18 protein-coding genes are annotated in these 24174 nt (G+C 58.3%); 10 read left to right on the top strand and 8 right to left on the bottom strand.

The genetic code is table 11. The features are described from left to right. Window positions 1-41 precede the first annotated feature (41 nt). A complete protein-coding gene (locus ACQUQU_RS17195; RefSeq protein WP_430460939.1) occupies window positions 42-2426 on the top strand; it encodes a plasma-membrane proton-efflux P-type ATPase in 2385 nt (794 codons plus the stop codon). An 18-nt stretch (window positions 2427-2444) separates the two neighbouring features. Here the strand turns inward: ACQUQU_RS17195 and ACQUQU_RS17190 are convergent, their stop codons facing one another. From ACQUQU_RS17190 to ilvA, 3 genes are all read right to left on the bottom strand, one after another. Then, a complete protein-coding gene (locus ACQUQU_RS17190) occupies window positions 2445-3215 on the bottom strand; it encodes a substrate-binding periplasmic protein (protein ID WP_430460938.1) in 771 nt (256 codons plus the stop codon). A gap of 79 nt (window positions 3216-3294) precedes the next feature. Continuing rightward, window positions 3295-4011 carry a lysophospholipid acyltransferase family protein gene (locus ACQUQU_RS17185; RefSeq protein ID WP_430460937.1) on the bottom strand — a complete coding sequence of 239 codons (717 nt, stop codon included), beginning with the start codon at window positions 4009-4011 and terminating at the stop codon, window positions 3295-3297. Window positions 4012-4147: 136 nt separating this feature from the next. Next, window positions 4148-5665 (bottom strand): threonine ammonia-lyase, biosynthetic, encoded by a 1518-nt coding sequence (ilvA, locus tag ACQUQU_RS17180; RefSeq protein ID WP_430460936.1) that lies wholly within the window; start codon window positions 5663-5665, stop codon window positions 4148-4150. Between the two features lie 213 nt (window positions 5666-5878). On the opposite strand from ilvA, the gene rpiA reads away from it, so the two are divergent. After that, the gene (rpiA, locus tag ACQUQU_RS17175; protein ID WP_430460935.1) at window positions 5879-6553 is read left to right on the top strand and encodes a ribose-5-phosphate isomerase RpiA; all 675 of its coding nucleotides are present in this window, start codon (window positions 5879-5881) and stop codon (window positions 6551-6553) included. Between the two features lie 6 nt (window positions 6554-6559). Next, window positions 6560-9274, top strand: a complete 2715-nt coding sequence (locus ACQUQU_RS17170; protein ID WP_430460934.1) for a YdbH domain-containing protein — start codon at window positions 6560-6562, stop codon at window positions 9272-9274. Window positions 9275-9313: 39 nt separating this feature from the next. Here the strand turns inward: ACQUQU_RS17170 and ACQUQU_RS17165 are convergent, their stop codons facing one another. Further along, entirely contained in the window at window positions 9314-9730 is a 417-nt protein-coding gene (locus ACQUQU_RS17165) for a VOC family protein (RefSeq protein ID WP_430460933.1), read from the bottom strand. 75 nt (window positions 9731-9805) lie between these two features. Continuing rightward, window positions 9806-10036, bottom strand: a complete 231-nt coding sequence (locus ACQUQU_RS17160; RefSeq protein ID WP_430460932.1) for a hypothetical protein — start codon at window positions 10034-10036, stop codon at window positions 9806-9808. Between the two features lie 1025 nt (window positions 10037-11061). On the opposite strand from ACQUQU_RS17160, the gene ACQUQU_RS17155 reads away from it, so the two are divergent. Genes ACQUQU_RS17155 through ACQUQU_RS17130 form a run of 6 tightly spaced genes read left to right on the top strand, consistent with a single transcriptional unit; the run spans window position 11062 to window position 20147 of the window. After that, on the top strand, window positions 11062-11808 hold the full coding sequence (locus ACQUQU_RS17155) for a hypothetical protein (protein WP_430460931.1): 747 nt from the start codon (window positions 11062-11064) through the stop codon (window positions 11806-11808). Between the two features lie 12 nt (window positions 11809-11820). Next, a complete protein-coding gene (locus ACQUQU_RS17150; RefSeq protein ID WP_430460930.1) occupies window positions 11821-13521 on the top strand; it encodes a GH3 family domain-containing protein in 1701 nt (566 codons plus the stop codon). Further along, window positions 13518-14606 (top strand): hypothetical protein, encoded by a 1089-nt coding sequence (locus ACQUQU_RS17145; RefSeq protein ID WP_430460929.1) that lies wholly within the window; start codon window positions 13518-13520, stop codon window positions 14604-14606. Before ACQUQU_RS17150 ends, ACQUQU_RS17145 begins: the two co-directional genes overlap by 4 nt. A gap of 11 nt (window positions 14607-14617) precedes the next feature. Then, window positions 14618-15760 carry a hypothetical protein gene (locus ACQUQU_RS17140; RefSeq protein WP_430460928.1) on the top strand — a complete coding sequence of 381 codons (1143 nt, stop codon included), beginning with the start codon at window positions 14618-14620 and terminating at the stop codon, window positions 15758-15760. Continuing rightward, the gene (locus tag ACQUQU_RS17135) at window positions 15753-17021 is read left to right on the top strand and encodes an efflux RND transporter periplasmic adaptor subunit (protein WP_430460927.1); all 1269 of its coding nucleotides are present in this window, start codon (window positions 15753-15755) and stop codon (window positions 17019-17021) included. The genes ACQUQU_RS17140 and ACQUQU_RS17135 overlap by 8 nt, the downstream gene beginning before the upstream one ends. Before the next feature lie 18 nt (window positions 17022-17039). Next, window positions 17040-20147, top strand: a complete 3108-nt coding sequence (locus ACQUQU_RS17130) for an efflux RND transporter permease subunit (protein ID WP_430460926.1) — start codon at window positions 17040-17042, stop codon at window positions 20145-20147. Window positions 20148-20186: 39 nt separating this feature from the next. Here the strand turns inward: ACQUQU_RS17130 and ACQUQU_RS17125 are convergent, their stop codons facing one another. The 3 genes from ACQUQU_RS17125 to ACQUQU_RS17115 all read right to left on the bottom strand — a co-directional run bounded on the left by ACQUQU_RS17125 (window position 20187) and on the right by ACQUQU_RS17115 (window position 22733). Continuing rightward, a complete protein-coding gene (locus tag ACQUQU_RS17125; protein ID WP_430460925.1) occupies window positions 20187-20663 on the bottom strand; it encodes a thioesterase family protein in 477 nt (158 codons plus the stop codon). A gap of 162 nt (window positions 20664-20825) precedes the next feature. Next, entirely contained in the window at window positions 20826-21761 is a 936-nt protein-coding gene (locus ACQUQU_RS17120; RefSeq protein ID WP_430460924.1) for a metal-dependent hydrolase, read from the bottom strand. Between the two features lie 9 nt (window positions 21762-21770). Continuing rightward, on the bottom strand, window positions 21771-22733 hold the full coding sequence (locus ACQUQU_RS17115) for an alpha/beta fold hydrolase (RefSeq protein WP_430460923.1): 963 nt from the start codon (window positions 22731-22733) through the stop codon (window positions 21771-21773). Between the two features lie 429 nt (window positions 22734-23162). Here ACQUQU_RS17115 and hemB point away from each other — a divergent pair, with 429 nt between their 5' ends. Next, a complete protein-coding gene (gene hemB / locus ACQUQU_RS17110; protein ID WP_430460922.1) occupies window positions 23163-24173 on the top strand; it encodes a porphobilinogen synthase in 1011 nt (336 codons plus the stop codon). Window position 24174: the final 1 nt, after the last annotated feature.

Here is a 24174-nt window from a genome sequence, read left to right as displayed (position 1 = left end):
AGCACGGTCTCACCTGTCCCCTGGTACGCAGGATTGCCGCCATGACCCACTCCGTTTCCGGCCTGACTTCCGCCGACGTCCGTTCGCGCCTCGAACAGCACGGCTTTAACGAAATCAGCGAACAAACCACCCACCCGCTGCGCAAATTATTCGGTTATTTCTGGGGGCCGATTCCCTGGATGATCGAAGCGGCTGCCGTACTGTCGGCGGTGGCGCGCGACTGGCCCGATTTTTTTATCATCCTGTCGATGCTGATCATCAACGCCGGTGTCGCCTTCTGGCAGGAAAACAAAGCCGACAACGCCATCGCGCTGTTAAAGCAGAAACTGGCCACCCGGGCGCGGGTGCTGCGCGACGGCAAATGGCAGGACATTGCCGCCCGCGAACTGGTACCCGGCGACCTTATTCATATCAAAGCCGGCGACGTCGTACCGGCGGATGCCACCTTGCTCAGCGGCTCCGAATTATCCGTCGATCAGTCGGCCCTGACGGGCGAATCCCTGCCGGTGGACAAAGCCCTGAACACGCTCGCTTATTCGGGCTCGATTGTGCGCAGCGGCGAAGTGAACGCCCGTGTTGAAGCCACCGGCATGTACACCTATTTCGGCAAAACCGCCGCGCTGGTGGAAAAGGCCGGTAACCTGTCGCACTTCCAGCAGGCGGTGCTGAACATCGGCAACGCCCTGATCATCGCCACGCTGACGCTGGTCGCGGTGGTGCTGATTGCCGGCTGGCTGCGCCACGAACCTGTACTGGAAACGCTGAAGTTCGCACTGATTCTGACCGTGGCCGCTATTCCGGTGGCCCTGCCAGCGGTGCTGTCGGTCACGCTGGCAGTCGGCGCCACGGTACTCAGTAAAGGCGGTGCCATTGTGTCGCGTCTGGCCGCCATTGAAGAGCTGGCCGGCATGGATGTTCTGTGCTCGGATAAAACCGGCACCCTGACCCAGAACCGCCTGACCTTGGGCGATGCAGTGCCGCTGCAATGCACCGACGCCAGCGAAATTCTGACCGCTGCCGCCATCGCCTCGGAGGCGGAAACCAACGACGCCATCGACAGCGCGGTGTTTGCTGCCCTGGGCAATTCAGCAGGCACTACAGCGGGCAATGCACCCGCTGCCGATATCCTGAGCTTCACCCCCTTCGACCCGGTACACAAACTGACTCAGGCCAAAGCCCGGGTCGGTGATCAGACGCTGGAATTTGCCAAAGGCGCGCCGCAGGCCATCCTCAACTGGGCGCAGGCCAGCGACGAGGTACGCGCAGAAACCTCCGCTCAGGTCGAAACCCTGGCCGCCGCCGGTTACCGCGCTCTGGCCGTGGCCAGCCGGGATGAGCAAGGTAAGGGCCGCATGCTGGGACTGCTGCCACTGTTCGATCCGCCACGGGAAGACAGCGCCGACACCATCAGTAATCTGCAGCAACTGGGCGTCGGGGTGAAAATGGTCACCGGCGATCATATTTCCATTGCCCGCCAGATTGCCGGCCGTCTGGGACTGGGGCAGACATTCGCCACGGCCGAGGATGTGTTCTCCGATAAAACGGCACCGGATGTAAACGCCGTCATGGCGCAGGACGGTTACGCCCAGGTGTTCCCCGAACATAAATTCCGCATTGTGCAGACCCTGCAGAGTGGCGGTCATCTGGTCGGCATGACCGGCGATGGCGTTAACGATGCACCGGCGCTGCGCCAGGCCGATGTCGGAATCGCCGTCAGCGGCGCCAGCGATGCCGCCCGGGCGGCGGCCGATCTGGTACTGACCGAACCCGGTCTGGGGGTTATCCACAGCGCCGTGCAGGAAGCCCGCTGTATTTTCGAGCGCATGAACGCTTACGCCATTTTCCGCATCGCCGAAACCATCCGCGTCATGCTGTTTATGACCCTGTGCATTCTGGTGTTCGGTTTCTACCCGGTAACCGCGGTGATGATCGTGCTGCTGGCGCTGCTGAATGATTTTCCGATCATGATGATCGCCTACGACAACGCCCGTCCGGCGGCCAACCCGGTACGCTGGAATATGCCGCGGGTACTGACGCTGGCCAGCGTGCTCGGTGCGCTGGGCGTGATCTCCAGCTTCACCCTGTTCTGGTTGGCCGGCAGCGTGTGGCAACTGCCGGAGGCACAGGTGCAGACGCTGATTTTCCTCAAGCTGCTGGTCGCCGGGCACATGACCCTGTACCTGACCCGCAATGACGGCCATTTCTGGGATAAGCCATTACCCAGCATGAAACTGTTCGCCACCACCGAGCTGACGCAGGTGGTAGGGACGCTGGCGGCTGTGTATGGCTGGTTTGTGGAGCCGATAGGCTGGGGGATGGCGCTGGCCGTGTGGGGCTATGCGTTCGTCTGGTTCCTGTTCAACAACATGGTCAAACGCTTCACTCTGAACCTGTTCCGCCGTACCGGTTTCGGGCTGAACGGATAAGGCCCAGCGGCGGCCTGACTACTGGCCCTGCCATTGGCCGCGGGCCAGTTCCAGATACTGATCCATCAGGCCTTCCTGACGCATCAGCTCAAGCTCGGCGCTGATGCGCTCTTTCAGCGCCGGCGTGTTGCAGGCGGATTTGCATGACATGGTCAGGTACAGGGCTTCGCTGCTGACCGGCACGTCCAGCATCTGCAGGTTGTCGATGCGCGCCCGTTCGATGTACGCCAGGCCGGGCTGTTCTTCATACACCAGATAATCGACACGGCCGTTGCTGATCATACGCAGCGCCTGCTCCAGACCGCCAACCTGCAGAATTTCGAGATGGGCTTTGGCGAACTCATCGAACGCCTGACCAAAAGAATTGTTGATGACAGTCACGCCGCGTTTGCCGACCAGATCATCAAGCCGCGAGTAGGCGAACACATTGTCGTTGCGCACCCAGAGTACCGAGCGGGTTTCCTGAAACGCCGGACGGATGTAATCCATGCGTTCACTGCGCGCCTGCGTGTAGAAAGCGCCGGCGATCAGATCGATATTGCCGTTGGCGACTTCTTCCTGCGTGCGTCCCCAGGGGCCGACAAACTGCATCTGCACCGGAATGCCGATACGTTCGCCAAGGGTGGTCATCAGCCGGGTAATGGCGCCGTCGAGGGCGTCGGAGTTGTGGCTGGCACGCCACAGATACGGTGGGTATTCGGCATTGCCGCTGGCCGTCAGCGCGGTGCATTCCGCCCGTACAGACAGTGACAAAAAAATCAGCAGGAACGCGCAGAAAACAGCACGCATTTCAGACCTCACCGTTACGAAGATGGACTGAAAAAGAGTATAGCGGCACTGTCATCAGACGACAGCCCGCTAGTGTAAATCAGCGCGCAGTCAGCTCAGCGTCCAGCTCGTCGAGGGCTCGCTGCATCCGCTCGCGGCACTGTTCGGCCAGTGCTTTGACGTCGTCTTCGCCCAGGCCTTCGGTGCTGACCGGCTCAAGGAAACGGCCGGACGACACACCGGCGTGCCAGCGGCGCACGTCGATGTGCTTGTGGTTACTGGAAAACACGATCGGCACAATCGGCAGACCCGCCTCGATGGCCAGCGCAAAGGCGCCACTCTTGAACGGCAGCAGACCATTACCTTTGGAGCGGGTGCCTTCCGGGAACATATACACAGCGCGCTTGCGGCGTTTCACGATGCGCGCCATGGCCGCCATGGTGTCCCAGGCTTTGGCTTTGTTCTTACGGTTAATGAACAGGTTGCCCGCCAGCCAGAAGGCCAGGCCGAACACCGGGATGTAGCGCAGTTCGGTTTTACCCAGAATGGCGATGTTCTTCGGCAGCATGGCGGTGCAGATAAACACGTCCAGCACGTCCTGATGGTTGATGATGTACACCGCCGGCGCATCACCGACCGGCGACTGATTCAGGCCTTTAAAGCGGATGCCCAGCAGTGGCAGCACCCAGGACATCCAGGTGGCACACATCCAGGTGTTATTACGGTGAAACGGGCGCACAACACAAACGACCAGCGTCAGGCAGCAAACCAGTAAAAAATGCACGGTGGCGATCAAAGCCCGCAGGATAAACAGCATGTTAAATCTCGTTTTTATTATTCACTGACAAAAAACCACCCCCGGCGCGGCGATGTCCGTGTCCTTCACCGGGAGCAGGCTATTGTCGTCAGCCGTCCCGCGAGTGCAAGGTGCCCGCGGGACAGGTGTGATGAATTCAGCGCAAAAACAGCTGGTAGGCCAGATTGTCGCTCTCGTCCCAGTAACCGTAGCCCAGCTCGGCCAGGAAGGCGTGCAGCTGACCGGCCTTTTCCTCCGGCACCTGCAGACCCACCAGTACACGACCGAAGGCCGCGCCGTGGTTGCGGTAATGGAACAGCGAAATATTGAAGTGTTTGCCGAGCTTACGCAGGAAGTTCAGCAGGGCGCCCGGACGTTCCGGAAATTCAAAACGGTACACGCGCTCGTCGGTCACTGAACCCGGCGCATGGCCGCCCACCATATGACGGATATGGTACTTGGCCATCTCGTCGTCGGTGATATCCAGCACCGGGTAATTTTCCGCACGCAGTTCATCGAGCAGCTGCTGACGGGCACCCGGTTCGGCACTGACTTTCACGCCGCAGTAAATCTGCGCGCGGTTGTCGTCGGCGTAGCGGTAATTGAATTCGGTGATCGGGCGCTTGCCGATCAGGCTGCAGAATCTCTGGAAGCTGCCCGGTTGTTCCGGAATGGTCACAGCCAGAATGATTTCGCGGCCTTCACCGATTTCGGCAACTTCCGAGATGTAACGCAGGCGGTCAAAGTTCACGTTGGCGCCACTGAGAATGGCCACCAGATTCTGGTCTGCGCAGCCTTCGCGCTCGATGTATTTCTTCACACCCGCCACGCTCAGGGCGCCGGCCGGTTCACACACGGCACGGGTGTCATCGAAGATGTCTTTGATCGCCGCGCAGATTTCATCCGGCGTGCAGGTGATCACTTCGTCGATGTGATCTTTACAGATTTCCCAGGTGTTTTTGCCGATCTGAGCCACGGCCACGCCGTCAGCGAAAATGCCGACCTGCGACAGAATCACGCGCTCGCCATCGGCCATGGCCGCCGCCAGACACGCCGACTCGGTGCTTTCAACGCCGATCACTTTCACTTCCGGACGCAGGGCTTTGATGTACGCCGCCACACCGGCCGCCAGACCGCCACCACCGACCGGTACGAACACCGCGTCCACCGGGCCGCTGAGTTGACGCAGGATTTCCATGCCGATGGTGCCCTGACCGGCGATCACTTCCGGATCGTCGTACGGGTGCACGTAGGTCATGCCTTTTTCCGCCACCAGTTTCTGCGAATAGGCAAAGGCTTCGTCGAAGGCATCGCCCTGCAACACCACTTTGGCGCCACGGGCTTTTACCGAACGCACTTTAATGTCGGGCGTGGTGCGCGGCATGACGATGGTGGCTTTGATACCCAGTTTCTGCGCCGACAGGGCAACGCCCTGCGCATGGTTACCGGCCGAGGCGGTGACCACACCACAGGCTTTTTCTTCTTCGGTCAGCTGCACGATTTTGTTGTAGGCGCCACGCAGTTTGAACGAGTACACCGGCTGCTGATCTTCACGCTTCACCCAAATTCGGTTCCCCAGTCGCTCGGTCAGAAACGGAGCAATATGCAGCGGTGACTCAACGGCAACATCATAGACACGGGCTGCGAGGATCTTCTTCAGGTATTCATTCAGCATGTGGGGATTTCCGGTCAGACAGAAAAAGCGGTGCCGGTCGGCACAGGAGACTGCGCATTGTAGCGCATCCGCCTGGGATGCACCTCAGCTTAATGCGCTTAAAAGAAGCGCTTTTTTACCGTGTCTGACCGCTCTGGCGCGTACCGTAATGGGCCAAGGTACCCTATAATTCACCCGTCCTTTTTAGCCCCGACTTTCTACAGGCCTGGTCCCATGACTCAAGACGAACTGAAACGCGCCGTTGGCGTTGCCGCCGCCGAATACATCCGCCCGCATCTGGACGATGACAGCATCATTGGTGTCGGCACCGGCTCCACCGCCAACTGCTTTATCGACGCGCTGGCTCAGTACAAGCATCTGTTCGACGGCGCCGTGGCCAGCTCCGAAGCGTCGGCTCAGCGTCTGCGTGACCACGGCATTCCTGTGTACGACCTGAACAGCGTGGCCGGCATGGATTTCTACATCGACGGCGCCGACGAAATTAACCACCACCTGGAAATGATCAAGGGCGGTGGCGCGGCATTAACCCGCGAAAAAATCGTCGCGGCGGTGGCCAAACAATTCGTCTGCGTGGCCGACGAATCCAAACTGGTCGACCGTCTGGGCGCGTTCCCGCTGCCGGTGGAAGTGATTCCGATGTCGCGTTCGTTTGTGGCGCGCGAAATCGTCAAACTGGGCGGCGACCCGGTGTGGCGTGAAAGCGTGGTGACCGACAACGGCGGCCACATTCTGGACGTGCACAACCTGAGCATCGCCTCCGCCATGGAGCTGGAAAGCAAAATCAATCAGATCACCGGCGTTATCACCAACGGCCTGTTCGCCCTGCGTCCGGCCAACGTGCTGCTGCTGGGCACTCAGGATGGGGTGAAAACCATCCTGGCGAAATAACGCATCATGGTCTTCAGCAAAGGATTGCTGCGCCGCGCCGGCCTGATTGCCGGCCTGTCGCTGATCATCAGTGGCGGCGTTATTGCCGCCCTGCCTTCTCTGCTCAAACCCGCCCTTAACCGCTGGCTGCCGGACGTACTGGCCGACGACGGTTCGGCCCGGGTGCTGATCAGCCATTTCAGCTGGACCCGCTTAACCCTCGACGAACTCACCCTGCCTCTGGCCGACGGTACCCTCATCCGCCTGCACGCTCTCGACCTGCATTTCCGTCCGGGCGAACTGCTGCAGGGGCGCATCCGCAGCCTGCTGCTGGATGAAATTTCGGTCAGCATGCCGGCCGACACAGCCGGAAAAGTGGCGGTGGCCGCGGCCAGCAACGCCGCCGCTAACGCCCGCGCCGGCTTCAATCAGCCGGTTGAAATTCCGGCCTTCGCCCAGTGGCTGACCCTGCCGGCGGATGCCGTTACCGTGAAGCGTCTGCTGTTCCAGCACCCGGCGTTTTCGGCCGAACTCAGTGCCGAGCTGACCCCGGCGCTGTGGCGTGTACACGGCGATGTGCACCTCGATAACCAGCCGCTGCCGTGGCAGGCCGAACTGCAGTTGCAACAGAGTGGCGACTGGCTGCTGATGCTGGCCGAACAGCAAAGCCTGCTGATGCAGGTGTATGGCCACATTGCCCAGGACGAACACGACACCCGCATTACCCTCGACCAGCGCGTTGGTCTGGCCGCCCTCACCGCGCGCCTGCCGGCGCTGGCTGCGCTCGCCGATCAGCCGCTGCGCGACCTGCTGGTGAAAGCTGATATCCGCCTGCCGAATCAGGGCGTGCTGCCGCGCGATGCGGTACTCGGCGCCGTAACCACCTTATCGACCCAACCGAAGGCCATGGCCGGAGGCGCTCACTGGCACAGTGGCGCCTGGCTGCTGTCGCTGACCAAAGCAACAGCCGATGCCGCCTGGCAGTTCCGCCTCGACGGCCAGCCGCAGCGGGTATCCGTCGACGACCAGCTGCTGGGGTTTCCGCTGACCGTGGTGTCATCACAGCAACTGACGGGCTCCTGCAACGCCGAACTGAGCCAGTGCGAAGCCGAAGGCGAGCTGCTGAATGCGGTGTCGTCAGCCCAAACGGCGCTGGCCAGTTTCAGCGTGAAACCGGCCCTCAGCTGGCAACTCGACAGCGCCATCAGCCTGGTATTGCCCACCGACCTGACCACCACTGCTGACGCCTCGGCCCTGTTCGGACTGCCGCTGCAGGACAGCCACATCAGCGGCGAACTGATCGCCCTCAGCGACCCTAACGGCGACTGGCAGATCAGCAGCATTCCCGGCTTCAGCGCCGAGTTCGGCGTCAGCCCGCAAATGGGCTGGACCATTCCCCGCGTCAGTGCGCTGTTGCTGCCACAGCTGTATGTGCACGGCAACCTCAACGCCAGCCGAGCCGATGAGCGTCTGAGCATCGACCCGCTGACACTGGAACTGAAACCCCTGACGCTGACCACCGCCGGCACCCGTGAAACACCGGGCTCGCATCTGCATCTGGCCGACAACCGCATCAGCTGCCTGCCGCAGAATCTGACCAGCGGCGTGCGCGCCCAGTGCGAGCTGGCGCTGTCACTCAATAAATCCGGCTTCGACGGCTGGCCGGTGCCCGATGCGCACCTCACTGGCCCGCTGACCCTGGTGCTGGATGAGCAGACCGGCGAACAGTCGCTGATCGCCGACCTCAGCCTGAAAGCGGCGCTGAATCAGGCGAAACTGCGTCTGCAGCTGCAGCAGGATCTGGCCTCCGGCACCGGCAGCCTGCAGTGGCACCTGAACGATATGCCGCTCAACTGGAGCAGCCTGAACCTGCCGGAGATGACCGGGCTGACCGGTGTTGAAGTGCTGGGCGGCGGCATTTCCGGGCAGGGCTGGGTCGACTGGCAACCCGGCGAACAGGGCCTGTCGGTCACACCGGATGTGATGCTGCGCGCCGACAACCTCAGCGCCGTGTACGACAGCACAGTCGCCATGGACGGCTGGAATGCCCTTATCGCCGTGCGTCGCCCGTTTAACGGTGATTATCTGATCGACGCTCAGGTCAGCGGCAACAGCCTCAACCCCGGCATCGAACTGAAAGACATTCTGGCGCGCAGCCAGACGCGCATTCCGGCCGACTTCTCCTACGCGCTGGCGGAAATTCAGGAGGTGCACACCGATGTATTGGGCGGTCGTGTGCACATGCCGCTGATCCGCTTCGATACCCGCAAAGACATCAACGCCTTTGGCATTGAACTCGAACACATTCAGCTGGCCCAGATCGCGGCGCTGGAAGCCAACGCCGAAGTGCAGGCCACCGGCACCCTCGACGGCGTGCTGCCGATCGTGATCAGCAGCGCCGGTCCGTCGGTGCCCGGTGGCGCGCTGTTTGCCCGCAGTCCGGGCGGCGTGATCCGCTACAAAAACGCCACCTCAGACGCTCTGGGTCAGAGCGACCAGACCGTCGGTCTGGCGATGCAATTACTGGAGAATTTCCAGTACGAACAGCTGCAGTCGAATATTCAGTATCAGCCCGACGGCCAGCTGAATTTAGGGCTGCAATTTCAGGGGAAAAATCCGGATTTCTTTGGCGGGCAGAAAACCCACCTGAACGTGAATCTGGAATACAACCTGCTCGACTTACTGGAAAGCCTGCGCGTCACTCAGGATGTGGTCAGTAAGCTGGAAAACAAATATCAGTAGCGGCTGACAACAGCCGCAACACAGATTCAGCACAGGACACTACGCCACCCACTGCGGATTAAACACCACTTCCCATACGTGTCCGTCCGGGTCCTGGAAGTAGCCTGAATAACCACCCCAGAACGTCGTGTGCGCGGGTTTTACGATCACAGCACCAGCGTCCTGCGCGTTGCTCATCACCGCATCCACTTCCCCGACCGAGCCAACGTTATGACCCAGCGTCATATTGGTCGGGCTGCGTGCAGAAAGGGGGAGGCCGGTATCGTGGGCGATACTGGTTCTGGGCCACAAGGCCAGCTTCAGTCCCGGCTGCATATCGATAAACACCACGGCACCGTGTTCAAACTCTTTGCCGATTATACCGGCGGTGGCAAAGCCCAGACCGTCGCGGTAAAACGCCAGCGCCGCATCAAGGTTGTCCACGCCGAGCGTGATCACTGTCATTCTGGCTTGCATGGTGAGCCCTCTCATCCTGGGTAATTAACGTCGTCACTTTAAGACGACAAGCGCTGCCTGATGAAACCGCAGTGTTTACTCTTTGCTGCGGGCAATGAATCCGAAATAGGTACCGGCACCCGCCAGCAGCACAAACCAGCCCAGTGCCAGCATAAATCGGATGGGTTCACTGGCGGCGCTGACCTGATAGCCATGCCCCATCGACGTGTAATGGTAGCCGCCCTCCATCAGCATCTGCACACTGACCAGCGTGCAGACCAGGCTGAAGATTCTGCCGGCCAGCCGGGTTTTCTTGTCGACCCGCATACTGCTCCTTACTTCTTCGCTCTGCGGCCTTGCCGTTGATGCAACCAATGATTCCCGAGAGGCTGCGGCAAGATTAAGCGGCCAAGGTAACACGAAGGGGCTCACACAGCACAAAGGACGTCAGACAGCACACATGTCAGGGCCGTGATTCTGAAATCGACGGCCTGCGAATGTATCCACCGGCAGCGGGCAATTATCGGGCGATCAATACACTGGCACCTGCTTCGTTATACCAATACCAGACGGCCCGATATTTCCAATGATAAAGCATGATAAAAATCCAGCTGCCGGATAAATCACAGCGCGCATCAACACAAAAAATAAAAAGGCAGAAGCGACGAAAAACAGTGGCGCTTATACGCCAGAAAAAACGCGATTATTAATAGGCAGGAAATACTCAGAAAATAATATGGAAATAATACAATTCAATCAGCTAACAAAAATTATGGCTAAGAAAAACAAATACTCGCCGTCAACTTTTCCGAATAGACAAAACGTTCGTACCGAAAGACTGGTTTATTCGTCGTTTTTAAAGGGCAATTCGTGCCAAGGGTTTTCCGTGGCATAAATTGCGGTAATGACACCCGCCCCTGTGTGGTTCAATCCGCCGCCCATGAGCCTGTTCTTTTGATGACAGGCCGGCGTAGAAGCGTTAAGTCTACGAACACCATTCGCAGAAATGGGAACAATAAACAGACCGCCAGAAAGGCGGCATTCATCACTACAAACTCTCACGGTGACCTATGACTTCATCTGCCAAGCCCACTGCCTACGAATAGCTGAACACGTCAGTCTGCTCAGGTCATTGTTGTCCTGACCGCAGAGGCGATATGAGCGCTATTAAAACCGTGCGTGGTCTTCCTTAACAGGTTAATTCGCTGCGTTTTAATGACTTGCATGATCGTTATTCACTTACGACGTGAATATCGGTTACGGCCTCGTATTGCCCAATGAAAACTGATCTGAAACTGCATTGCACATTGTGCGATGGGGGTTCGTATTACTCTGAAAACGTAGAGGCAATCATGAGCAATATTAAAAGCCAGTTATCCTGTAAATTCCTGCCGATTGATGAAGTATCGGTAAAGCTGTTGCGCGATATGTACCGCGTATTCTCCCGCTATTACGCCAACACCGACCTTGATACCTTTGTTCATGACATGAGCAAGAAAAGCGGCATTTTTTTGCTGCGTGAAAAGATGACCGGCCGCATTGTCGGCTTCAGTACCTGGACCGAAATGCCGCTGGCTTATGGCAAGCGCAAAGCCATTGGTGTCTTCAGCGGCGATACCATTCTTGAGAGTGATTACTGGGGCAATAAAGCCCTGCAACAGGCGTTCGCCATGCGTATGCTGAAGCTCAAAATCAGCCGTCCCGGTACCCGGGTGTTCTGGCTGCTGATATCCAAGGGCTACAAAACCTATCTGCTGCTGGCCAATAATTTCTTACGTCATTATCCGAATTACGCCAGCCGCAATCAGCGACTGGTGCGGGTGGTTGATCAGTACTGCGAAAAGCTGTTTCCCGATTATTACGACCGCGACAACCGCGTACTCGACTTCGGCGATGACTCACAACATCTGAAAGACGATGTGGCCGACATCACCGCCAGCATGCGCGACGCCAACGCGAAAATCCGTTTCTTTGATGATGCCAATCCGGGCTGGCGTCGCGGTACGGAATTGCCGTGCGTCGGCGAAGTATGCACCCGCACCCTGCTCGGATTTTTCCACAAGCAAATGACCAGCCGCCGCAGCCAGGCAGCACACTGACAGGAGCCGACCATGAGCGTATTCACTTCGTTTCTGCATCATTTGTCATTCCGCCTGACACAGAAAGGTAAGCGTGAATTTCTGCAGTCTGCAAAGCAATTACAGGCCGCACAGGAACATCGCTTCCGCCAGATTATGCAGACGGTTTCCGGGTCGGACAGCGGTTACCGCAACGGCCTGACGTCGGCGACCGGCCTGACTGAATTCCGCCAGCGCATAGCCATCAGCGACTACGAAGACTGGCAGGATCTGATCGCCCGCCAGCGCAGCAGCGGCGGCCCTGTTCTGAGCAGCGACCTGTGTGAACGTTACCAGCCGACCAGTGGCTCAACCTCGCGCATTAAATGGATTCCGTATACGCCGTCGTTTCTGCAGGAACTGGATCAGGCGATCACACCGTGGATGGCCGATCTGTATCAGCGCTTTCCCGGCATTCGTCGCGGCCGTCATTACTGGTCGCTGTCCTGGGTGCCACAGGAGCTGAGATCCGTCGCTGGCAGTGTGAATGACGATCTGCAGTTGCTGCCCTGGTGGAAGCGCTTATTCATGAGCGGCACCATGGCCGTACCGCAGCAGGTGTCACTGGCACCGACATCCGAACTGTCGTTGTTCGCTACTCTTTGCTATCTGTGTGCCTGCCGTGATCTGACGCTGATGTCGGTGTGGAGCCCAACCTTTACCTTAAGTCTGTTGCAGCAATTAAGTGACAAGCGCCGTGAAGTGGCCGCCGTTCTCGACAGCGGCCGCTGGGCCGGTGACTGGGGCACGGAATACGAAGCGCTGAATTATTTACCTGCGCCAAAACAAAAAGCCGCTGCCGCGATTTTACGTCAATGGAACGGTCAACTGAATGCGGATATTACCCGGCAATTATGGCCGCAATTAGCGCTGATCAGCGCCTGGGATACGTCAACCTCTGCGCCCTGGGCGCAGCAGCTGCAGCAGTTATTCCGCCACGCGCAATTTCAGGGAAAAGGCCTGTGGGCAACCGAAGGGGTCGTGACCTTTCCGTTTGAGGGAGCCTGCACGCTGGCGCTGAACAGCCATTTTTACGAATTCGAAAATCTGGACAGCGGTGAGCTGTTGTTCAGCTGGGAATTAACACCCGGCATGCGCGTTTGCCCGGTTATCAGCAGCGCCAATGGCCTGCTGCGTTACCGCACCAAAGACCAGTTAGTCGTGGAAGGCTTTATTCACCAGTGTCCGACGCTGCGCTTTATCAGCCGCCTGTCCGGCACCGACATGGTTGGTGAAAAAATGGCACCGGAAACGGCGCTGGATATTCTGCAGCAACTGGCGGTTGAGTACCCCGTACAGCCGGTATCCCTACTGGCAGTTCCTGGCGGTCGTCATGATAAAGAATCCGGTTGCTACGCTTTATTGGCGGATGGTGATGCGTCGCTGACAGAAGAAATAGCGCAGCGCCTTGAAGTAAAACTCAGCGAACATTTCCATTATCAGCTGGCGCGCGAACTGGGGCAGCTGGCGCCGGCGCAGGCCATTCTCAGTAAAGACGCGGTCGGACTTTATACGCGGCTTCGTACCGAGGCGGGAGCGGTGGCCGGTAATATTAAAATAGAGCCTTTGCTGCTCTGCCCGCAGGCAGGCCCCTTGTTGCCAGAGAGCGAGGAATGCACAACAGCAAGATCAGCTCAAACCGTCAGCCCGATTGAAACAGCGGCTGCGGTTGAACAAACAGGTGTCAGCGCATGAGCGCCTATGCCATCCGTGAAGCAAGGCCAGAGGACTCTCCGGCCCTGCTGAAATTGCTGGCGGCAACGGCGCAGCAGGGCAGCATAAGACTGACCTTTGAACGTGCGCCGGATTATTTTCACGCCGCCGCTATCAGTACCGAAGAACCGGAAATCTGGGTTATGGATAAAGCCGGTGATGGCATTATCGGTACTTTCAGTATTGGTAAACGGCGCGTATTTATTAACGGCCAGCCTGAACAGGTGCGCTATGGCAGCGACCTGCGTATTCATCCCGACCATCAGGGCGGGCGTACCCTGTTCCGTTTATTTGGCCGCTACCGTGAGCGCATGCACAACGACTGGATGCAGACGGTTATTCTCGACGAAAACGAAGCGTCGCTGGCCACCGTCGGCAGCGGCCGCAGTATTCTGCCGCAGTATATTCCGGCCGGGCATTTCACGACCTGGCTGATCAGTTTACGCCGCCGCGAACGCCACCCCTGCTCTGCCGTGCGCCGGGCAACAGCAGCCGACGTGGCCGATATGCAGGCCTTTTTTATACAACAGGCCGGACAAAAGCAGTTTTTTCCTTATTACGATTTTTCCCGCATTGGCACGGAGGACCCCTACTACCGTCATTTAGCCCTGCGGGATTTTTTTATTCTGCGTGAACACGGTGTCATTACCGGCATCGCTGCGCTGTGGGATCAGAAAGGGTTTAAACAAACCCGCGTCACCGGATATTCGCGCAGCCTGCGTTTGTTGCGGCCACTGGTAAACGGCATCACCCGGCTGACGGGGCATTTACCGTTACCGGCGGTGAACAGCGTGAGTTCGTATCTGGCCCTTCACTGCGTACTGGTAAAGGACAATCAGCCACGGCGTTTTGCAAGGCTGCTGCGCACCATACGCCACGCGTTAAATGACAGCGGCGTGCAGGCTATTGCCTGTGGTTTTGACCGGCGCGACCCCTTACTGAACGTTGCCCGACAATACCCGGGACACGCCCTGCACAGCCGCCACTTTATTGCCACCTACCATCCGGAAAATACAGCGTCGCTGGATCTTGCGCGTCTGCAATATCCGGAAATATGCCGCTTATGATCAGGCCTGCCATGCTCACTATCCGCCAAAATAAAAAGCGCTATCAGAATAAAAAGCGCTATCAGAATAAAAAGCGCCATGAGAACAGAGCCCGCCAGCGTACCGACTATATTGCCCAGTGGTACGAAGTGCGCGAAGACATGGGTGTGTCTGACCGTATTCACGGCTTTTTGCACAATCCGCAGACACAGCACACCGAATGGCAGGATTTCCGCCACCGCGATCTGGACGGCATCAGTATGATCGCTGTCATGAAACAGGCGCTGGGCTACGCACCAGAAACACCGCCCTTGTGCCGCGAAGGAAAAGAACCCGGCTTCTGGTCTGTATGGCGCAAGGTGCGCAAAGCGCCGAAAGACCGTACGGAAAAACAGGTGCACTGGCGGCTGGCCGCGTCCGCTGCGGAACCGCTTCCGACGGACATAACCGCCGCCGAACCCGGCTTCCGTGTGCTCAGCCACAACACGCTTTACGCGCTGAAACAGCAGGCCAGAATGCATGGCGTATCCTGTGCCAGTCTGACACTGGCCGCGCTCAATAAAGCGGTATTTCAGCATTGTCTGCAGGACGGCAGTCAGGCCTGGTGGTTTTATCCGGTGAATGTGCGCGGCTCAGATCCTGCAACCCATAACGGCAACCGCTCGTCCGGGTTTTATCTGGCATTAAATGCCGGCAGCAGTGCTCAGGATATTCACGCACGGGTGAAACAAAAGCTCATGGCACAGGAGCACTGGTGGCTGTGGAAAATGGCGCACATCGGGCGCTTTGTCGGCAAGACTGGCGTACGTTTCCTGTACCAACGCATCAGCCGCCGGCAATTTTATCTGGGCTCGTTCAGTTACCTCGGTGATTGTTCGCTGCCTGACCATCCGTCGTTATTGCTGGGCGTCTGCGGGGCCGGCAGTGCCAATTACCCGATTGCTACCGGCATTACCGAATGCAATGGTCAGCTGATTCTGTCGCTTAAATTTCACCCGTCATTAGCGGATGCACAGCGCCGCCAGTCGCTGTGTCTGCACAGCTGGGCACAGGGGTTAGAAAAAATGGCATTTGCCTCGCAGTCATTACCTGCACCGGAAGAAAGTGAACGCCCAGAAGCAATCCCTGAACCACTCACAGACACTGACCAACAGAAGGCGCTCTGCCATGACTGAATTGTTTTCACCTGTCCGGCAGTCTCCGTTTAAGCGCGGTATTTACTGGGGCTTGCTTGTTGCTGTGTTTCTGCTGCTCGCCACGGGCCTGATTGTGTTCGCCCCCCAACCGACCGCCAACCCGCAGCAACCCGCACCGCCTTCGGTACCGGTGGTGGCTGTCATGCCCGAAGACACGCAGATTCCGTTGCGCAGTCACGGCCAGGTACAAATGACCCGCGAATATCAGCTCAGCAACCGGGTGCAGGGACGCGTTGTATTTATGAGCGACCGTCTGGTCAGTGGCGGCACGGTTAATGCCGGCGAATTATTGTTGCAATTGGACGCACAGGTTTATGAGCTGGAGGTCAGCCGTAAACAGGCCGAACTCGACAGCCGCTTATTGCAGCTGGCAGAAGTACAGGCACAGGCAAACGTGGCTCAGCAGCAGGCAGCCGATAACGATTTCGCCCGATTTATTCCGCAATTACGCATGGCCACCAGTCAGGCCGACGCGGCCCGCGCGGCCCTGAATTACGCCCGCCAGCAATTGCAGGATACGCACATCCTCGCGCCGGTTACAGGGCGGTTATCGCAGGTGCGGGTACAACCCGGGCAGGACCTGTTGGCCGGCCAGATACTGGCCTCTGTGCAGGATCAGAACTGGCAGGAAATTCCGTTAACCATCAGTGATGACGAAGCGCGTTTATTGCAGCTACCGAATGCGCCCTACGCGCTTACGGTCAGGCTGTACAGCAGCCATAGCACTGGTGACCATAACACCAGCGACCAACGCACAATCAACGCCCACATAGTGCGCAGTGAAGCGCAACGCGCAAACTTCCAGCAGATAGTGCTGATCGCCCGGCCGGATTACGGCACCGATGACGAAACTCTGCTGCCCGGCACTTATGTTGAAGCAGACATTCTGACGCCTGTATTGCCACAGGTTATTGCCATTCCCAGAGCGGCCTTACAGGCGGATAACCGTGTGCTGCTGATCGATGAAGCGCAAACAATACAGAGCGTGGCCGCCGACATTGTTTATGGCACGGCAGACACTCTGTATCTGCGCAATGCGTTACCGTCTGGCACGCTTGTGGTGAACAGCAGCCGTCGCTCGCTTTTGCCGGGGCGCGCGGTTACGCCTGTTTTGCTGGCAGACGCGAGCCAGGCAATTGCCGCTGAAACGCCTCAAAACGCTACCGCAGAAACCGGCCGGGAAATACCGGCAGGCCCGACCGGTAATCGCAACCCTGCTCTGGCCAACATCAGTGAATAATTATCCGGAATTTTCGTTATGACCTCTGTTATTCGCTGGTTTATTCAGCACAGGGTGGCGGCCAATCTGGCCATGCTCTGTATTCTGGTGTTGGGCTTTACCAGCATCCCGCGCCTGCAGCAGGAATTAATTCCCAACGTCGCCCTCGACCGCATCAGCATTCAGACGCAGTTTGCCGGTGCCTCAGCAGAAAACGTTGAACAGTTTGTCTGCACGCCACTGGAAAATGCCATTCACAATATCGGTCAGACCGAGGAGCTGATCAGCTGGTCCTATCCCGGGCTGTGTTCGGTAACGCTGGACATCAGCGAGGGTGCTGATGCCAATGCCGTGGTGGCCGATATCCGCAGCCGGCTGGCAGACCCTGGCCTGCTGCCGGCGCAGGCAGAAACGCCGGATATTCAGCTGTTGAATGTACGTAACCGGGCGGTACGGTTGATTATCAGTGGCCACGTCGACAGCTCAGATTTAATCAGCGAAGCACAGCAACTGCGCAGTGAACTGCTGAGCCAGACCAGCATCAGCAGCGTGGACCTGCAGGACCGGGAAAAGCCGGAAATCCGCATTTTATTTTCGCTGAGTGATCTCGAAAAGTACCCGCTTAACCTCAATCAGATTGCACAGGATTTACGCCGCCAGACAGCCTCAGCGGCCGGTGGTCTGTTGCAGACCAGCGACGGCAATGTGCTGATCAGCAGCGAACAGTCACTGAACCGCGCCGGTGATTTCGCACGTTTGCCACTACACCAGTACGGCGTCAACACAGGCTTGCTGACCGGTGATGTTGCCCGCATTCAGGACACCCGGCATCAGGCGGCGCCTATGGCCTGGCTCGACGGCAAGCCGGCACTGGCCATCGACATCTACCGCACAGGCGCCGAAGACATTACCGCCATTTCCGCCGCCGTACAGACAGTACTGAACCGTCACCAGCCAGCCGCCGGAACCGCTGTAACACTCTGGCAGGATGAAGCGGTGAATTTCAGCGAGCGCCTGAACCTGCTGCTGAATAACGCGGCCAGCGGTCTGTTGCTGTTGTTTATTGTGCTGTTGTTATTTTTAAACACCCAGCTGTCGTTCTGGGTAAGCTGCGGCATTCTGGTGTCGTTTGTCGGTACGCTGCTGATATTGCCGGCCACCAATACCTCAGTGAATTTTATTTCGTTATTCGCCTTTATTCTGGTGCTGGGCATTGTTGTCGACGACGCTGTGGTGGTGGGTGAGGCTATTCACTCCCGTCAGGAATCCGGCCTTGACGGCCAGAAAGCCGCCCTCGCCGGCACCCTCGACGTATACCGCCCTGTGCTGTTTTCCGTGATTACCACCATCACCGCGTTTTTACCCCTGCTGTTTCTGCCAGGGCCCGAGGGCATGCTGATTAAAGCCGTGCCCATTGTCGTGATAACTACCCTGTTATTTTCGCTGTTTGAGTCGTTGTGTATTCTGCCCGCGCACCTGAGCCATGGCCGCACCGTTAAAAAATCCAGCAAAGCACAGCGGGTGTTCAGCCGCCTGTTGCAGGCAACGCTGCAGCGCATTTATCTGCCCCTGCTGCGTTTAACACTGGCGAACCCCTGGCCGGTGATCGCCCTGTTTCTGGCGACGTTTTTATTGTCGTTATTACTCATTCGCCAGGGCTGGATTCATTCGGCATTATTTTCAACGATTGAAGGTGATGAGGTGGTGGCAACCGTGACCTTCCCGCAGGGCTCGCCGAGAGCCGTAACGGAGCGGGCGCTGCACCAGTTAAACGAGGCGGCGCTGCGGGTCGAACAACAGAATCTGGCCTCGTACGGCCCGATGCTGCTGCACCGTTATCAGGTGGTGGGCCCCAACCTGCTGCCCTCGGATCAGAAGGTGGTCAACAGCGCCGAGCACACCGGTCAGATCCGTCTGGCGCTGCCTCCGGCGGCGCAACGGAATTTCAGCGGTCACGATGTTATCCGCCTATGGCGCGCCGAAGTGGGTGACATCACCGGCGTCGACAATGTCGAATACAGCGCCTCGGTTAACCCGACCAAAGCGGATATTCAGATTGAATTTTCAGGCCAGGATCAGCAACAGCTCAATCTGGCGGCACAGCGCCTGAGTGATTATCTGCAGGGATTTTCCGGCATTTACAGTCTGCAGCGGCAACCGGACAACAATGCCCTGCAGCTGAATCTGCAACTCAAACCGCAGGCCGTGCAGGCCGGCATCCGCCGTGACGAAGTGATGGCGCAGGTGAATCAGGCGTTTTATGGTCAGCGGGTTTATCGCTTTTTTGATCACGACGATGAAGTGGAAGTACGCACGCGCCTGAACGATCACGAGCGCAGCTCGGCCTGGTATCTGGACAATCTGCCCATCAGCTACGGACCGGCAGCGGGCGATACCGTGGCCTTAAAAAATATCGCGGCTCTGTCAGTCACCAGCGTGAATCCGTATATCCGCCATTTTATGCGCACCCCGGTGGTGATGGTGTCGGCCTACGTCGATGCCACGCGCAACAATGCGGAACAGATAAAACAGATACTGGCGTCCGGCGCGCTGGATCAGATGCTGGCCGACCTGCCCGGTGTGCACTGGGACGTGGGTGGTTATCAGCGGGCGGTGCAGTTTTTTCTCGATACGCTGGCGCACTATTATCTGCTCGCCATTCTGGTGATGTACCTGCTGATGGCCGTGCTGTTTGCGTCCTACAGCCAGCCACTGATTGTGTTGTTCGCCATACCCTTCGGTTTACTCGGCTCGGTGGCCGGGCATTTGTTACTGGGGCTGGATCTGACGCTCTGGTCGTATGTTGGCATGGTGGCGGTCAGCGGCGTGGTGGTGAACGATAATCTGGTGCTGCTCGACGGCATTAATGGTTACCGGGCACAGGGAAAATCACTGACCGACGCCATTCTCGCCGCCGGCGACAGCCGTTTCCGGCCGATTTTACTGACCTCACTGACCACCTTTGCCGGGGTTTTGCCCCTGATCAGCGAAACCAGCGTGCAGGCGCAACTGCTGATTCCGATGGCGGTATCGCTGGGCTTTGGGGTGATATTCGCCACCATAATCAGCCTGTTGCTGGTGCCGGCGTTGTGCATGGTCAGGGGCGTAGAAATTCAGCAGACCGAACTGAGCGTCCGCCACGGCTGACGCTCACGTCTCAGGGGTTAACGGCCGATTGATCTGGGCTCAGCCACACAAATAAGTGCCCGTGCCCACCGCAATTAACAACCCTTCTTCGTTGTGAAATTCCATGCGCGTAACCGCCACTTTGTTGCCGATACGAAGCAGGGTGGCGCTGGCGGTAAATTCCTTGCCTTTGCCCGGATGCAGAAAATCGACGCGCATATCGATGGTGCCGAGTTTCGCCAGTTTCTGTGGCCGTTCGTTTTTCGGAATTTCATTTTTGTGCATGCGCTGCCAGGTCGCGATTAAGGCCATCGCACCACCGGTAACGTCCAGCGCGGTGGAAATAGCCCCGCCATGCAGAATGCCCTGCAGCCAGTTGCCCACCAGATCGTCGCGCATGTTCATACTGAATTCGCAGCGGGTATCGGTCAGCAGTTTCGGCTTGAGGCCAAGCAGTTTATTAAACGGAATCTGGTCGAGAAAATTCATCGCCAGCGTCAGCTCGGTTTTACTGAAGCCATCGGTTTGCAGTGTCATGGGAAATCGTCTCTGAATATTTTTATCGTTATCGTCGGCTGATGCTTCTGCTCACGGCCGATAACAAAAGCGTGCAGGCCTGAATTCAGGCCTGCACGCATTGTTCACACAGGGAGGGAGGTCGTCAAACGGTGCGGTTTTTTCCGTGTTTTCCTTGTCGTGTCAGCTGGCTTCGGCCAGTGCACGCTGTGCCGCCGGCGAGCGGGCGATGTAATCCAGCGCCTGGCGGGTATCCCCTTCGGTAATCGGGTGGAACGACGGCGACAACCAGCGCAGCGTGGCTTTTACCAGAAAGCTGAATGCCGGTACGTGGTCGGTGGCTTTGCCACAGCGTTCCATGCGGCGGGTCATGCGCAGGAAACCGAAGCGGCCGATTTTACGCACCTCAGGGTCTTTGTCCTGCGCCGCCAGAAAGCGCGTGCCGGAAAAAACAAAATAAATAAACAGCGGAAACACAAACGCCATCAGCAGCTGGCGGCTGACATAAAAGCCGAGACGGGTTTTGCACAGATGCCGGTGCAGATCGAACGCCACAGTGCGGTGCTCTACCTCTTCAGCCAGATGCCATTTGAATAAGTCCGCCATCACCGGGTCGGCTTTGTTCCAGCTGGTATTGTCCATCGCCCACTGGCCGAGGATACCGGTGAAATGTTCAACCGCGCCGATGATGCCGACACGGGTCACCAGCCACGAACGTTCCAGCGCTTTGAACTGCAGAAATTTCATGCCGAACGGCGCCTCGCCCAGCAGGGTTTTGAACAGAAAGCGCACGCGCGCCAGATACGGCTCGCAGTCGATGTCGTGACGGTTGAGGTAACTCTGCGCGCTGGTGTGAACGCGTGAGTGCACGGCTTCCTGACGGATAAAACCGTCAACGTCGTCGCGCAGGCCGGCGTCGGTCACCAGCGGCGCGGCTTTGTTGTACACGCGGCAGAACCACAGTTCGCCTTCCGGCAGCAGCAGGTGAATGGCGTTGGTCATATACGACGCCAGCGCGTCACCGGGAATCCAGTGCAGCGGCGTCTGGTCGAGATCAAAACGGACTTTGCGGGCTTTCAGCTGATGGCGTCCGCCCGGTGTCTGACAGGAGTTGGTCATGGCTTACTCTCAGGCCTGCACAGGCTGTTGGCATAAAGGGGTGTCGGTCGGCGGCGAAACACGCGAGGCGCGCATGTCGTCGCTTTCCTGATTGTGTTCAACGGCGCTGGCAAAACTGCCGATCCAGTCGCTCATCTGTTCGGCGTGCGTCAGCAGCACCCAGTGCGTGGCGTCGATGTCGCGCTGATACAGATGCTCAACCCACTGGCTTAAACCACTGAACAACTGGGTGCCCACGTAGTTGTCGCCGGTCGGCACGATCAGCTGCACCGGACAATGGGCGTAGCGTTGTTCCGGGCGTGCCATCTTGCCGATGAAATTGGCGCGATACAGACGCACACCGTACACACCGTCGTTGGCCTGAGTCGGGTTCGCTTCGGGTTCTTTCACGCCCTCACGCAGACGCAGAAAGGTCGGCCACAGGGCGGCAATGGCCACCCGCCACAGCAGCGGTGCCAGCACAGGAATCTGAAAGAAGACGATGTACCAGCTGCTCAACAGCTGACGCAGGGCTTTGATCACCTTGCCCGGCGAGGTCGAAAACAGATGGTCGCGCATCCAGAACCCCATGTGGTCGAGGCACGGGCCCGACACGCTGGAGTACGACAGAATGCGGCCTTGCAGACGTTCGGTGGTCACCGACTCCCAGCTCTGAATTGAACCCCAGTCGTGGGCTGCCAGATGAAAACGGCGGCCGGGAATCAGGGCGTCGACCACGGCTTTCAGGTCTTCCGACAGTTGCGGCAGGCGGTAGTCGCGGATGCGCGGCGGAATATCCGACTGCCCGGCTCCGCGCACGTCGTAGGCGATCACGTAATAGGTTTGTGCCAGACGGCTGCCGACCTCATCCCACACGCTGTGGTTATCGGGATAGCCATGAACCAGCACCATCGGCGTGTTGGCCGGGTCGCCGCGGGTAATCACATTCAGGCGAACATCGCCCGACTGCACTGAGTGTTTGCTGACCGTCATCTGAGCTCCTGCTTTTGTTCTTTTAAGGCAATGACGAAAGGTGTCCGGTGAGAAGACGCGGCACAGTAACAAAGGCTCCGGCGCGCCATGCAGGTTATTGAACGCCAACTTTGCCCGGCATTTTTGCAGCCAAAGAGGGCTTTTCTGCCACCACCTCACAAAAGTTTCATATTCCGCGGGCACAATAGGCGCCGGGTAGGAAAAGACCGCCGATGCCCGGCGTTGGCGAACGTATCGGGCGAACACAGAGTTTCATGCTGGCCCCCAGCACAGCGGAACCCCGGATGCGACAAGGCCGCAAGGCCTCATGACGTATCCTTGCGCAGGCGCGGTTACGGCGCGGCAGCACTATAAAGTTGCGCTATATCAGCGCCGCTTCGGCTACAATCGTCATACTTTTCTTTTGCCTTCCCGATCAGGAGATTCCCAATGGCTTTCAGCGATTCTCAGCGCTTTTTCCCGGAAACCCGACTGCGCCGTATGCGCCGTGACGACTTTTCCCGCCGACTGATGCGCGAGACTCAGCTGACCACCGACAGCCTGATTTATCCGGTGTTTGTGCTGGAAGGTCACCAGGAGCGTGAAGCCATTAAATCCATGCCGGGCATCGACCGTCTGTCGATCGACCTGCTGGTGAAAGAAGCCAAACACCTGTTCAGCCTCGGCATTCCGGCCATGGCCCTGTTTCCGGTAACGCCGGCCAGCGCCAAATCGGAAATGGCGGAAGAAGCCTTTAACCCGAACGGTCTGGCGCAGCGCGCCGTGCGCGCCATCAAAGACGCGGTGCCGGAAATGGGCGTGATCACCGACGTGGCACTGGACCCGTTCACCACCCACGGTCAGGACGGCATCATTGATCAGGAAGGTTATGTGATGAACGACCGCACCGTGGACACCCTGGTGCAACAGGCGCTGTCCCACGCCGAAGCCGGCGCCGACATCGTCGCTCCTTCGGACATGATGGACGGCCGCATCGGCGATATCCGCGCGGCGCTGGAAGAAGAAAGTTTTGTGAACACCCGCATCATGGCGTACTCCGCCAAGTATGCATCGGCGTATTACGGCCCGTTCCGTGACGCCGTAGGCTCAGCCGCCAACCTCGGCAAAGCCGATAAAAAGACCTACCAGATGGACCCGGCCAATACCAACGAAGCCCTGCACGAAGTTGCGCTCGATCTGGCCGAAGGCGCCGACATGGTGATGGTAAAACCGGGCATGCCGTATCTGGATATCGTGCGCCGGGTGAAAGACGAATTTCAGGTGCCAACCTTTGTCTATCAGGTAAGCGGCGAATACGCGATGCATAAAGCCGCCGCCCTGAATGGCTGGCTGGACGACAACGCCGTGATGGCGGAATCCCTGCTGTGCATCAAGCGCGCAGGCGCCGACGGCATTCTGACCTATTACGCGAAACAATACGCGGAATGGATTAACGGTTAAG

Source organism: Thalassolituus sp. LLYu03, from assembly GCF_050507655.1.
Taxonomy (GTDB): domain Bacteria; phylum Pseudomonadota; class Gammaproteobacteria; order Pseudomonadales; family Oceanobacteraceae; genus Venatoribacter.
The sequence above is the reverse complement of the archived record's forward strand: the minus strand, read 5'-3'. Positions and strand labels throughout refer to the sequence as shown.